Raw genomic sequence first — 13,255 nt, 5'->3', positions numbered from 1 at the left:
TACAAAACCAAAATCCTTATTCTGAGAAAAATGTTCTCTCCATATCAGGATTTATCACTATACCATTTCCCCATTGCACCAGTCATTTCCCTAGAGATGCTTTCCATTAAGGACAGTACCTTTTTGTACTCCATTCTCGTAGGACCAATCAATGCAATGGTGCCCATCTGACCGCCGCCGATATGATAAGAAGCAGTGATCAAACTTAAGTCTTTAATCTCTTCCACTTCATTTTCATGTCCAATAGATACTTTAATACCTTGATTGGAGTTTTTCAAGAGATTTACAATTTCATCTTCGCGTTCCATCAAGGAATAAAATGAGCGGATACGATCAACATCATTAAATTCCGGCTGCATTAATATATTCGCTTTGCCGCCAAAATAAAGTTTCACTGCCTGCTCTTGTGTAAATAGCGCGCGAATCCAATGAAGGGATGAACCGACATCGTTCATATATTTCATCATTAAAGAAGTTACTTCATTTTGAATCACCTCAGGCAGCCGATAAAGCGGTACTCCCTGCAGACGATCATTTAAAATATTCACCAGCTTTTCTATATCCGATGATGAAATACCTGTTGGCAAGGTGAAAGAACGGTGCTCTACATGTCCGGTGTTTGTAACTAAAATAGCTACTGCTGATTGGTCAGACAGCGTCAGAACCTGAATATTTTTCACTGTCGTTTCAAACATTTCCGGTCCGAGAATAATAGACGTATAATTGGTTAATTCGGAAAGAGCCTCTGCTGTCGTTTGTACAATCTGTTCAAATTCATATATTCCGTTATTCGTTAATTTTTCAATAATACCCAGTCCATTCTGATGAATATCCGGACCAATTAAATGATCAACATAATAACGGTATCCTTTTTCAGAAGGGACACGTCCAGAAGAAGTATGCGTTTTTTCCAAAAAACCGAATTCTTCTAAATCCGCCATCTCATTCCGGATTGTTGCGGCGCTAAAAGGCAGTGTATCTTTTTTGGATAATGCCCTTGACCCCACCGGTTTAGCAGATTCTATAAAATCATCAATAATGACCTGCAATATCATAAGTTGCCTATCTGTTAACATGATGATCACCTCTGTTAGCACTCTCTTATTATGAGTGCTAAATCTATTATAAAATTATCAAATTCATTTTCTTTTGTCAAACGGTTTGGTCTTCCCTTTTTGCCATGCTTTCTTTTGTATGAAAAAAGGTGGGGGACGGAAACTGCGCTTAAACACGGGCAATTTCCAGTTTTTCCGAAAAATTCTCCAGTAATAAAAATTGCTGAAACACCCTGTCTCCCAGGAGCATGCCTTGGTTTGTCAATACATAGTTTCCATCATGATACACTAATAATTTATCTTGCACCAGCCGACGCAATTCTTCCCGGAATAATTTTTCCAGCGACAATTGATATCTTTCCCTAAATGCCTGGACATTAATCCCTTCTGCTTTTCTAAGCTGCAGAAATAATTCTTCTTCAATCTGATCCTGCAGTGTTATCTCTTCCAGATGTTCAACTGCCGATCCCGTACGATCGATTTCCCTCATATAGGTTCCTAACGGCTTGTAATTGGCCATACGCTTTCCTGGCAGATAACCATGCGCTCCAGCGCCAAAACCAAAATAATAATTATTATTCCAATAGGTTAAATTGTGCTTGCTCTCATATCCCGGTCTGGCAAAATTACTAATCTCATATTGATGCACTCCCTGCATTTTCATATACTCCTGAAGCAGCCGGTACATCTCCACTTCATCATCCTCCGGCGGCTGATGAAGCATTCCCTTTCTTTGCTTATGATAAAATACGGTTTTGGGTTCAATTTGCAATGCATATGTGGAATAATGCGGAAGATCAAATTGGAGCGCTTCTTTTAATGTATTTTCAAAGTGAGCAACACTTTGATCCGGAAGAGCATAAATCAAATCCAGACTAATATTGCTAAACCCGGCCTGGGTGAGAATATCCACTGTCGTATAAACATCTTTCACACGATGCATACGCCCGATTTTTTCAAGCATCGCATCATCCATTACCTGGACACCAAATGAAATTCGATTTACGCCGTAATTATAAAGCAAACTCGCCTTTTCCGCGTCAATATCCCCCGGATTAATTTCAATCGTAAACTCTTCGCAAGCAGCAAGGTCAAATTTAGCCTGTAAAAATTGAAAAAGCTTTTCCAATTGTCCCATCGACAGTGCTGTAGGTGTTCCGCCGCCCATATAAATGGTTCGAAAAACGTTTCTTTTTCCAGGAATAGCTGTGTCTATTTCTTTTATTAACGCATCTATAAAGGCATCTGCCTTCGTCTCCATATAAAAGTACTTCACAAAATCGCAGTAATGGCAAATTTGCTTACAAAAAGGAATATGAATATATACTGACTGAACTTGCATTGCCTGAACTTCCTTTCTCTTTTGAAAACCCGTATCCCTTTTTATACAGGGTGAATGAGCTTCCTTTATCATCAAACATACCAATAGACAGATTTCCAGATCAATGACGGTGGTATCATGACGGCAAAATAGATACTTGCATTGTATCGCAAGTATCTATTTTGCCGTCATGTATACGAATTAATCCTCATCCATTCTCAATACAGCCATAAACGCTTCTTGAGGGACTTCTACGGAGCCTACCATCTTCATCCGTTTCTTTCCTTCTTTTTGTTTCTCAAGAAGTTTTCTTTTTCGGGAAACATCCCCGCCATAAAGTTTCGCTGTAACATCTTTACGCATAGCTTTGATATTCGACCGCGCTACAATTTTGTTACCAATCGCTGCCTGCACCGGTACTTCAAATTGCTGTCTTGGTATTAAATTTTTCAGCTTTTCTACAATCTGCTTTCCGCGTTCATACGCAAAATCACGGTGAACCACCAAGGATAATGCGTCAATCGATTCTCCGTTAAGCAATATATCCATTTTAACAAGACGGGAAGGCTGATAGCCGATTAATTCATAGTCAAATGATGCATACCCTTTTGTCTGTGATTTTAACTGGTCAAAGAAATCATAAACAATTTCCGAAAGCGGAATATGGTAGACTACGTTGACACGAATCTCATCTAAATACTGCATATCTACAAAATTACCGCGTTTCTCTTGGGCAATTTCCATAACAGCACCGATATAATCACTCGGCACCATAATCGTAGCTTCCACGAAAGGTTCCCGCACTTCTTCAATCGTATGCGGATCAGGCATTGCTGATGGATTATCCACAGAAAAAACATCGCCGTTTGTCAGTTCTACTTCAAAAATAACACTTGGAGCAGTTGTGATTAAACCAATCCCGAATTCTCTTTCAATCCGTTCCTGAATAATCTCCATATGAAGTAATCCCAAGAATCCGCAGCGGTAACCGAACCCGAGTGCCTGAGAAGTTTCCGGTTCATACTGCAAAGAAGAATCGTTTAGTTCCAAGCGCTCCAATGCTTCTCTTAAATCATTATAATTATTGGAGTCTACCGGGAAGAGGCCGCAGAATACCATTGGATTCAGCCGGCGGTAACCAGGGAGCGCTTCTGCTGCCGGGTTGTCAGCCATTGTAATCGTATCCCCGACACGAGAATCACCGACATTTTTGATTGAAGCCGTTAAATAGCCAACATCGCCGACAGTTAATTCTTTTTTGGCGAGCTGTTTCGGTGTGAATACTCCTACTTCATTCACCTCAAATTCTTTACCTGTAGCCATCATTTTAATTTTGTCGCCGACTTTAATTGAACCTTCCTTCACGCAGACATAAGCGATAACTCCGCGGTACGTATCATACAGCGAGTCAAAAATTAATGCTCTTAACGGGTCATCAGCTTCTCCGGGAGGCCCTGGAACATCTGCTGCAATGCGCTCCAGAATTTCCTCTATCCCTATATTCGATTTGGCAGAAGCTAAAATCGCATCGTCCCCGTCAATGCCTAATACATCTTCTAATTCTTTTTTAACTTTTTCTGTATCCGCACTCGGCAAATCAATTTTATTAATGACCGGGATAATTTCTAAATCATTCTCCAGCGCTAAATAAACATTTGCCAATGTCTGTGCTTCTATTCCTTGCGCTGCATCGACAACAAGAATAGCTCCTTCACAAGCAGCCAAGCTTCGAGACACTTCATATGTGAAGTCAACATGACCCGGTGTATCAATTAAATGAAAGATAAATTCTTCTCCAGTGTTGTTTGTATATTTTAACTGTACGGCATTTAATTTAATGGTTATACCGCGTTCACGCTCCAAATCCATCCCATCCAGCAGCTGGTCTTTCATTTCACGTTTTGTAACAGTCTCTGTATTTTCAAGAATTCGATCTGCTAATGTTGACTTTCCATGGTCAATATGAGCAATGATCGAAAAATTTCTGACGTTTCTGTTTGTATTCGTCATTTCGCGCACACTCCTAATTTTTTCCTGCACTACCTAAATTTCCTTTCATCTAAAAAAGGCGTCAATTACTAGCTTTGATTATAGCAATTGACGCCTTGAGATTCAATGATTAACTTAGTAAAGGGATGTTTATTAACTTCAAATTCAACTTTTGCGCTTTAATAAAGTAACTTCCATTCCATAGGAACAGTGATTAATCGTTTCTATCATACAGTTGAAGAAGAGAAGGTAAGGTGTTAAGCTACCGCTGCGTCGGACCGTTTTGCTTTCCGACGTACAGGACGTACTAGTGCAGACGTTGCAACAGGACGTTGCGACTTTAGTCTGCCTAGGGGCACGCTCTTCAGCTAACTTTTGCCAAGAAGTGCGCTTGGCAAAAGGGCATCTTCAGAGGGTGCTGATCCCTCAGGAGTCAAAACGGTCCGCCTCCGCTAGAGGGGTATTCTATACCGGTGAAATAGCTGAACAAATAAAATTAGATCAAACAGAACACATTTTTCGTGGTGCTTGGTAAAAATATTCAGCAAGCTTTCCTTTCTGTGCATGAAAGGATTCTCGATATGAGATCTATGTTGTCATGATTTGAACTGCTAAATCAACCATTTAAAACACCAGAACGATTGTTTATTTAGGCTAAGCATCGATTATTTTATCTCACTTCATCAAGATGTTATTTCTTCCGAACGCTGTAGCATCCTATTAGAGCGCAGGCCAACCACGTAGACTCCTTTGGGAACAGGGCGAGCTGAAGCCGTCCCCATGGAAAGCGGAGGGCTTGACCGGAGCGGTAGCTGTACAGCCTATCCTGTTCAAAAAATAGAAGGAGGCTCTAACCAAAAGCAAGTATGATAATAGAGTTCATGTTTATCCTGGAACAGCAAGGGTTATATGCTTATTCTTAGGTGCGTTAGTTGAGCCTCAAACCGTTTAAAAAAACAAATTTCCTATTCCATACATGATGGAGACAATGACCTCAAATAATTGCTTAACAATTCCTCCCATTGCTGCAGCTGCCCGGTTGGTTAAGGAATAATTTCCTTCTTCCAGTATATCCGTTTCTGCAACAATGATTTCTTCCTGTTCTTTTTTTTCAACCGGTTCTTCTTCAACGACTTCACTTGAAGGTATGCTGGAAGAGGCAGTCGGTGCAGCTGTCTCATTCTTCTGCATCCCGAAGACAAGCCCGCTAAGAAAAAAGATAACAAGCAATAACAAGATTATAATATTTCGCATCCTTTCTCCCCCTATTCATCAGACTGTACTGCCTCGGCATCCCAGTAATAGTCGCTGAACACTTCCGCCAATGCATCAGCAGAACGGTACAGTTCTTCCATCGTATTATCGACACCGCCAAACTCAATAAGCAATGCATTGTTTGCCATATCCTGATTATATATGCCATTTCCAGTGGATCCATCTTTTTGGAAAACGCCCCTGCTCAAACCGGGATAAGCTTCTTCCAGCAATCCATGCAATTCCGTTGCAACTTTCAAGTTCTTTTCATAATCCGGATGCCCGGTGCCGATCACAAATAAAATTTTTGCATACTCTTCTCCATCAAGGATTTGCGTTGTCTTATCCTTTCTAAGGGCATCTCTGTGAAGGTCAAACACATATTGAATCTCCTGGTTACCTGCTACTGCCTCAGCGACAATGTCGCGGGAAACTTCATAAGATTGATGATAATCCATTCCCCTTTCATTCAGAAGTTCACCAAAATCTGTATCATCTACTTGTGTCCCAATCCCCAGCCTTTCCAGTTCTTCTGCCAAGTGGTCACTAACTTTGGTAATATTAATTTCCCCATGCATGGCCCCGTCAGGTTCTGTTTCATTTGGTAAATGCGGTAAAAAAGACTCTCTATTGTGGGTATTGTAGATAAACACAACATCCCTATCCCCGGTTGTTTGTTCATTTTCATTTTCTTCCTCCGGCTCTTCTGCTTCATCGGTCTCTTCGGTTTCATCTTCTTCTGTCATCACTGCTTCTCTTTCGCGTAACACTTCTTCTAATGGTGGATTGGATTCTATTGGAAAGTGGGTGAAATCATTATCACTTGCCATTAATAATTGATTATCATATATCGAAAATCCTGGGATTTCATTTCCAAAGAGTGTTCCGGGATCAGTCGGTCTCACATTTGAAGTCAATTCAAAGAATACATCGGACATTTTCGGTATTTCCGCTTCCCCTTCCGGAAAACTCTGTTGATATGCGCGATTTTCCATTGTAATTAAATGATAAAAAACCGTACTATCCATTTCTTTCGTCCAGCCGTTAAGCATATCAGATGAAAATCGATAAGCAGGCTGAACTGCTGTTAATATACTAATTAAAAGAAATATCCCCACAAAAAATATCATATAAAGGCCGCTTCGCCGAGAAAAGGTTTGTACCATCTTGCTCCAGTTATTTCGCTTCATAAAAAAACACGATCCCACCTTTCTCTAATCACTCTATAGTTCAACCTATGAGTAAAGTAGAGAAAATAGAACCGCGTCAATCAAAAAAATAGACTTGATAGAGGTATCCATTTATCTTGAATAACTTGAAAAATTATCAACTGTTACTGCTTCATGTAAAGCTGCATTTAAACCGTTTGCTATCACTTCAGCCATATCCAGCATAAACCCATCGACTTCTTTCGGGGTAACCATCAGATTATGACCAATTGGCGTCAATACTTCCATAATCAGCTGTCTCTTTTCTTCCTCTGATAAGCCTCCAATCATGCCAAATAATCTTTCACGCTGCTCTTTTCCCGGTAAATCTTCTTCTGTCAGCTGTTTCGACCCAAAATCCATCCCGGCAGGCGTTAACGACTTGGACGGATCATCTTTTTCCTTCCATTCTTTCCCAAAATGTTTAAAAACATAATCGATGGTGTCGCTTGTAATGGTTACAGCGTCTACCACTGTTGGCACACCAATAGCAATGACAGGGATGTTCAATGTCTGTTGACTGATTTCTTTGCGCTTATTACCTACGCCGGAACCTGGATGAATCCCCGTATCAGATAACTGGATGGTTTCATTCACTCTACTGATGGATCTCGATGCAAGCGCGTCAACAGCAATAACCATATCAGGCTGATACTTTTCGACAATACCAAAAATAAAATCACTGGTTTCAATTCCTGTAACACCCATTACTCCTGGTGTCATCGCAGCTACTTCAGCATAGCCTTCTGCGACTGATTCTGGCTGCAGGCGAAATAGATGACTGGTTACAAGTACCTTCTCCACCGTCATCGGTCCTAACGCGTCTGGGGTTACATTCCAATTCCCTAAACCAACAATCAGACACGATGGATTATCCGGTAAATCTTGCTTCCTTATTAAATCTTCCAACTCTTTTGCTAAAATTTTTGCTGCCTGATGCTGTTTTTCCGTATCTTGTGCTTTAACACTGTCTGTATGGATGGTGACGTAGTTTCCCGGCTTCTTTCCGATTTGTTCAGCACCTGTTTCATCAATTGTTACATAAGCAATTTTTATTCCTTTAGTTGTAGTTTCTTTAAATGTAACTCCTGAAACGTCTTGTTTTTCTTGATTTTCCTGTTTTTCCGTATACATGTCTTTTGCTTCCACTGCTAAATCTGTTCTTACCTGAAATTGATTCTCCGCATTTTCCATCCCAACACACCTCTTTCTCCATATCACTTTTCACTGGCTACAAAACTTTCAAGAGAAATTTTAACTTCAATTATTAAACATACTTAGCATGTGCTCATTTCGTTTTTTCATACTATTTTTTCGGTTACGTAATAATACTATTGAAAAGATAGAACAGCTTTGGTAAAATACATCTTGTCGTACGGATAAAACAGACACGGATGAAACCATCATAAAACATGTTTTTTCGAATCGTACACTTTTTTAGGAGGTGAATGAACATGGCAAATATTAAATCTGCAGCAAAACGCGTAGAAGTTAACGAAAAGAAACGAGTTAGCAACCATAAAAAACTCTCTGCTATGCGTACAGAAATTAAACGCGTGGAGAAACTTTTAGCAGCAAACGAGGTTGAAAATGCAAAAACTGCTTATCAATCAGCAAATAAACTTATTGATAAAGCAGCTCAAAGCGGAGTTATCCACCAAAATAATGCTAACCGCCAAAAGGCTCGTTTAGCAAAAAAATTGAACGCATAAGCGTATGAATAAATAAAGGTGAAGTAAGTACGGAGAATAACCGTAAATACTTCACCTTTTTTATTGCTTTTCATTCAATTATCATTCGATTTTTGAAGCATGGTATGGTGTATAGCTTTCGCTCCGGCCAAGTCCTTCGCTTTCCGACGCAGCGGTCGCCTTACGCTTACCCTTACCATATTTATCAACTGATGGATGAAAGAAACGACCAAACACTTTTCCTATGGAATGGAAGTTATTTTTTAAAATGCGTAAATGGAGTAAATATGTAACGCATTCTACACCAAATCCATTAACAAGAGTTCAAAAGCTAGTCCTTTCTCCATTAGCCCTTGCTTCATTTTGGCATCTGTTTCTGCAAGCTGGCTAATGATATAAGCCAGACGTTCTTCAGATAATTTTGCTTCCCTTGCCATTGCTACTTTAATCACATATGGGTGCGCGCCAATATTCTTTTGGATTTGAAATTGCGAATACCCCTTCTTTTTCAGCTGCTTCACTCTTAAAATCATCCGAAATTGATAAGCAAGCAACCCAATCATTGCAATAGGATCTTCATTCATTTTCTCCAAATCTTTATAGATGTGAATGGCTTCTTGAATACTGCCTTTCATAACAGCATCCACAAGTGCGATGGATGTAGTGGTCGGGGTGTGTGATACCAGCTGCCGGGCAACTTCTTTTGTAACAACACCGTTTTCACCGACATAAAGAGCCAGCTTCCCGATTTCACTTTGCAAGAGCTGAATATTACTCGATACTTCTGCTTCTAATATTTCCATTGCGTCTCGATCGATTTCTATTCCATAGGAATTCGTCAGGCTTTGAATCCAAGTTCTTGCATCTTTTTCTTGCACTGCCTGGCAATCCACAGCATATGTCTGCTTTTTCAATTGTTTGGTCACTTTTTTCCGTTCATCTAATTTTTCATAAGGGGCGGTAATGAGTAAAATGGAATATTCGGGCGGATTTTGCAGGTATTCCTGTAAATAAGCTATATCATGCTCAAACGGCGTTTTATCCGGTTTCGTTTTTACAAACGAAGCATTAATCGCAAATATTAATTTACGGTCGCCGAAAAAAGGAAATGTCTCTGCATCCGCTAAAACATCCTGAATCGGTGTCTCTTCCAGATCATAAACGGACAAATTGGTCTTATCCCCTTCTAACGCTGTATTGACCAGACGCTTTTTTAATTGTTCCAGAAAAAAAGATTCTGTTCCGAAAGCAAAGTAAACTGACTGAAGTTGATTGCTTTTAATTTTTGTAATTTGATCCATCATGAATATGTCGCTTCCTATCCTCGCAAAAATTTCATCTCTTTTTATCCTATATGGAAGCAGACATAAACGCAAGAACAATAAGGGAAGAAACACAATACTTTTGCGTTCTTCCCTAATGAAGCATCTATAATAAACGTCTTAAAATAAGCTCTAGAAACAAATTTTAAGAACGATATTTGCCTATATATAATTTGCACTTTCCGGCAAAAAGTATAGATGACAACTGTTGCTAAAATTGGTCGTATTCATCAGGAAAGAAACGTATAAAGAGTGTAGATTTTTTCTTTTGGATGATTTATACTATAGTTGTGAGTAGAGGAGGGGTATATCTTGAACGATTTCGAAAAAGATCCGCAGTACAAAGGCAGCGATGTTGTAGACTCCATTAAAGGATTTACCTTTTCGTTTCTCTTTTTCTTTATCATTTTTGGAGTTGGTGTTGCCATCAGCGTAATCGGCCAATAAAAAAGAGAGAAAAGGTCAAAAAGGAAGGGATGGCATCTCTTCTTTTTTTGTTGTTAAAAATCACTTTCTTATTCTAAGTTATGGTAAAAAGGTTGAAAATGTTCCTCCCTCTTCCGTGTAATAAAATTGAATGGATCCCTGCTCATCTGTCCGGTACACTTGGACTTGACCAGCTTCCAACACTTCCAGCACTTCTGCATTAGGGTGATTATAATGGTTATTTCTCCCTACTGATATCAGCCCCGCACGCGGCTTGACAGCATCAATTAATGTTTCACTTGTGGATGTGCTGCTGCCATGGTGAGCAACTTTTAAAATATCGACTTGAAGTCCCGGATATTTACGTACAATCTGTTCTTCAATCTCTTTGCTGATATCCCCTGTAAACAACCACTTCAGCCCCAGATTTGCGTATAAGACAACCGAATTATCATTCGGATCTCCTTTATCGGTGTCAGGCGCTAATACTTGAAAAGAAAGCGCGTCATTAAACTGTAGGGCATCTCCTGCTTGCACATATATCTTTTTTAAATCCGGCTGTATCTGTTGGAATTCTTCTAATAAAGCGCGATCAAAATAAGGGCTGACGATTAACTCTTTAACATGAACTTCTTCTAAAATATAGCGGATACTTCCGTAATGGTCGATATCGTCATGAGTCACAATAATGGCATCCAATTCCTTTATCCCGCGCTGATGAAAATAAGCACGAATAATATTCTTATACACTCCCCGTGTCGGTTCCATCTCTTCAAAATGAAAAGCAGATCCGGCATCAATCATTACCACCGCTTCTCTTTTTTCCGATTCCACTAAAATCGCATCTCCTTGCCCCATATCAAACATCGTCACAATACCTTCTTTCTGAAAATAAGGCATGCTCGCAGTTATTAAAATCGGGAGTATAAAAATAATTCCTGCCGCCCATGCTAATTTCTCCTGTCGATGCTCTACACATTTCATAAATAAGAAAAAAAAGACAAAATAAATCATCACACCGAACATGGGAAGCTGATCTAAGTAGACAGGTGAAAGCAGTGTTTTATCAATCCATTCCAACAACAGCAACGCTCTCGTATGAATGAATAAAAAGAGGTCATCCAACATAGCTAACATACTGGCAGGCAAAAAATGCAGCATGGTAAAAGCATACAAAAGCGGAATAACAAAGAAGGTAAAATAAGGAATAATCAATAAGTTTATAAAAACAGACAACGGATGAAAAATATTAAAATAATAAATCTGCAGCGGGAGGATGGCCATTTGCGCAATGAAGCTTATTTGAAAAACTTTCCATACAGGTGATGTTGATCGACTAACCCACTCTTGAGATAAGAGAATGGCAAAGGTTACAGCAAATGAAAATTGAAAGCCGACTTGATAAATGATATAAGGGTCCCAAAGAATAAACAGCATAAAAATAATACATAACAAATCAGAATATGGAAGTTTCCATTGCAGTTTTTGAAGAAGAAAAACAACCGCCATCATCAAAGCAGCACGGAGAACAGGCGGATTAGCACCAGCTAATATGGAATAAATCGGAAGAAACAAAATAAGCAGGATCTGTGTTTTCTCTTTGGTCATGATATTCCCTTTTACTAAAATCAAATATAAAAAAGCAATAACCAGTGTCACATGCGTGCCAGAGATAGCAATGATGTGCGATAAACCAAATCGCTGGAATAACTCTGTCACGGATTCTTCCATCGATGAGGTATCTCCAAGCACAATAGCATGAATCCATGGAGATGTATCCGCACTCCATGCATCTTCCATCTGACTCAATAAATTTGTCCGCAATTTATACAAAAAAGGAAACACGCCTTTTTCCGAGGTACATTCTATTTCATTCATGTCTTCTAACACAGCCTGATGAGTAATTTGTTTTTTCAGTAAAAATTGGCGGAAATCAAATTGGGCGGGATTTGTATTGGAAGGCGGGATTTCAATACTTTGCTGGAGGGTACATATGGAGCCGTGAAACAGGGAATGTGTGAGAGGAATTTCACGATAATTTTCATCTTTTTCAGGAAAATACGTAACCAAAAGTTTGGAAGAATGATGTGATGGAGCGAGTGTAAATTGGATTTGTTCGGGGCTGATTTTTACTTCCCCTTCAATCTTACCGTTCATCTCCGCTTGCACGGCATCTTCTTCAAATGCCGTCTGGGGAACTTCGGGAATCATATAGTTAAAAGTGGTAAAACTGAGGAGTGTCAGCAGACAGACAAGGGTGCTCATGTTTTTAAGAAACTTTAGCCACAAGAGCCATAGGATAAAAAGCAGGAGCAGCCATTTCATATCCAATAAATGATATAAAATGGCTAATACAGATGCAATGGCAGGAAAATGCCAGTATCCCCTCACGATTTGTTCTCTTCACTAAAAAATAGCCGCGAGGCATCTGCTTTTATTTTCTCCCTTTCATCAGGAGATAAATTTGCGGTATCCAGCTTTTCCATCAGATCCTGTACAAAAGCATTCTTTTCCTCAAACTTTGTATCCACCATAGCATCTACCAACGGCACCTTTTGCGTGCGGACTCCGGCCTGTTCAAATAATTGGACGGCATAGGGATGATTCTTATAATCTTCTGCGTAGTATAAGTTTTTTATGCCGCTTTGTATGAGTTGTTTTGAGCATTGCAAACAAGGAAAATGTGTAACATAAATATCTGCACCCTCCGTCGGCACGCCAAATTTGGCACACTGAAGCAACGCATTTGCTTCAGCATGTACCGTCCGTACACAATGCCCATCAATGACATAACAGCCCTCATCAATACAATGCACATCACCAGAAACACTGCCATTATAACCGCCGGCAATAATACGCTTATCACGAACAATTGTCGCACCGACCATCAAGCGCGTACATGTACTTCGCAAAGCTAAAAGATGACTCTGCGCCATAAAATACTGATTCCAAGCAATTCTCTCCATAATCATTACCTCCTTCTCTATTT

The 13,255-nt window shown here is 39.6% G+C and carries 11 protein-coding genes; 2 read left to right on the top strand and 9 right to left on the bottom strand.

The genetic code is table 11. The features are described from left to right. Window positions 1–44 precede the first annotated feature (44 nt). From hrcA to gpr, 6 genes are all read right to left on the bottom strand, one after another. Window positions 45–1,076 carry a heat-inducible transcriptional repressor HrcA gene (hrcA, locus tag ACFQ19_RS09880; protein WP_379591913.1) on the bottom strand — a complete coding sequence of 344 codons (1,032 nt, stop codon included), beginning with the start codon at window positions 1,074–1,076 and terminating at the stop codon, window positions 45–47. A 148-nt stretch (window positions 1,077–1,224) separates the two neighbouring features. Continuing rightward, window positions 1,225–2,397, bottom strand: coding sequence for a radical SAM family heme chaperone HemW (gene hemW, locus ACFQ19_RS09875; protein WP_379591912.1), 1,173 nt, complete (start codon window positions 2,395–2,397; stop codon window positions 1,225–1,227). Window positions 2,398–2,577: 180 nt separating this feature from the next. Continuing rightward, a complete protein-coding gene (gene lepA, locus ACFQ19_RS09870; protein ID WP_379591911.1) occupies window positions 2,578–4,386 on the bottom strand; it encodes a translation elongation factor 4 in 1,809 nt (602 codons plus the stop codon). Between the two features lie 927 nt (window positions 4,387–5,313). Beyond that, a complete protein-coding gene (locus ACFQ19_RS09865; RefSeq protein WP_379591910.1) occupies window positions 5,314–5,619 on the bottom strand; it encodes a hypothetical protein in 306 nt (101 codons plus the stop codon). Between the two features lie 11 nt (window positions 5,620–5,630). After that, a complete protein-coding gene (locus ACFQ19_RS09860) occupies window positions 5,631–6,749 on the bottom strand; it encodes a stage II sporulation protein P (RefSeq protein WP_379591909.1) in 1,119 nt (372 codons plus the stop codon). 171 nt (window positions 6,750–6,920) lie between these two features. Next, window positions 6,921–8,021, bottom strand: a complete 1,101-nt coding sequence (gpr, locus tag ACFQ19_RS09855; RefSeq protein ID WP_379591908.1) for a GPR endopeptidase — start codon at window positions 8,019–8,021, stop codon at window positions 6,921–6,923. A gap of 260 nt (window positions 8,022–8,281) precedes the next feature. Here gpr and rpsT point away from each other — a divergent pair, with 260 nt between their 5' ends. Continuing rightward, window positions 8,282–8,539 (top strand): 30S ribosomal protein S20, encoded by a 258-nt coding sequence (rpsT, locus tag ACFQ19_RS09850; protein ID WP_379591907.1) that lies wholly within the window; start codon window positions 8,282–8,284, stop codon window positions 8,537–8,539. Window positions 8,540–8,817: 278 nt separating this feature from the next. On the opposite strand, the gene holA is transcribed toward rpsT, so the two are convergent. Continuing rightward, complete coding sequence (gene holA, locus ACFQ19_RS09845) at window positions 8,818–9,822, bottom strand: DNA polymerase III subunit delta (protein WP_379591906.1); 1,005 nt, start codon at window positions 9,820–9,822, stop codon at window positions 8,818–8,820. A gap of 330 nt (window positions 9,823–10,152) precedes the next feature. Here holA and ACFQ19_RS09840 point away from each other — a divergent pair, with 330 nt between their 5' ends. Next, window positions 10,153–10,287 carry a YqzM family protein gene (locus ACFQ19_RS09840; RefSeq protein WP_379591905.1) on the top strand — a complete coding sequence of 45 codons (135 nt, stop codon included), beginning with the start codon at window positions 10,153–10,155 and terminating at the stop codon, window positions 10,285–10,287. Between the two features lie 78 nt (window positions 10,288–10,365). On the opposite strand, the gene ACFQ19_RS09835 is transcribed toward ACFQ19_RS09840, so the two are convergent. Both ACFQ19_RS09835 and ACFQ19_RS09830 read right to left on the bottom strand, forming a co-directional pair. Next, on the bottom strand, window positions 10,366–12,657 hold the full coding sequence (locus ACFQ19_RS09835; protein ID WP_379591904.1) for a DNA internalization-related competence protein ComEC/Rec2: 2,292 nt from the start codon (window positions 12,655–12,657) through the stop codon (window positions 10,366–10,368). Next, window positions 12,654–13,232, bottom strand: a complete 579-nt coding sequence (locus tag ACFQ19_RS09830) for a ComE operon protein 2 (protein ID WP_379591903.1) — start codon at window positions 13,230–13,232, stop codon at window positions 12,654–12,656. The genes ACFQ19_RS09835 and ACFQ19_RS09830 overlap by 4 nt, the downstream gene beginning before the upstream one ends. Window positions 13,233–13,255 lie beyond the last annotated feature (23 nt).

The organism is Oceanobacillus locisalsi (assembly GCF_042675985.1).
In the GTDB taxonomy this organism is placed as follows: domain Bacteria; phylum Bacillota; class Bacilli; order Bacillales; family Amphibacillaceae; genus Oceanobacillus; species Oceanobacillus locisalsi.
Note: the sequence above shows the minus strand (reverse complement) of the source record. Positions and strands in the feature narration are given on the sequence as shown.

Excerpts from the sequence above, each read along its gene's own strand:
- hrcA (WP_379591913.1), bottom strand. The coding sequence starts at position 1,076 with ATGTTAACAGATAGGCAACTTATGATATTGCAGGTCATTATTGATGAT.
- hemW (WP_379591912.1), bottom strand. The coding sequence starts at position 2,397 with ATGCAAGTTCAGTCAGTATATATTCATATTCCTTTTTGTAAGCAAATT.
- lepA (WP_379591911.1), bottom strand. The coding sequence starts at position 4,386 with ATGACGAATACAAACAGAAACGTCAGAAATTTTTCGATCATTGCTCAT.
- ACFQ19_RS09865 (WP_379591910.1), bottom strand. The coding sequence starts at position 5,619 with ATGCGAAATATTATAATCTTGTTATTGCTTGTTATCTTTTTTCTTAGC.
- ACFQ19_RS09860 (WP_379591909.1), bottom strand. The coding sequence starts at position 6,749 with ATGATATTTTTTGTGGGGATATTTCTTTTAATTAGTATATTAACAGCA.
- gpr (WP_379591908.1), bottom strand. The coding sequence starts at position 8,021 with ATGGAAAATGCGGAGAATCAATTTCAGGTAAGAACAGATTTAGCAGTG.
- rpsT (WP_379591907.1), top strand. The coding sequence starts at position 8,282 with ATGGCAAATATTAAATCTGCAGCAAAACGCGTAGAAGTTAACGAAAAG.
- holA (WP_379591906.1), bottom strand. The coding sequence starts at position 9,822 with ATGATGGATCAAATTACAAAAATTAAAAGCAATCAACTTCAGTCAGTT.
- ACFQ19_RS09830 (WP_379591903.1), bottom strand. The coding sequence starts at position 13,232 with ATGGAGAGAATTGCTTGGAATCAGTATTTTATGGCGCAGAGTCATCTT.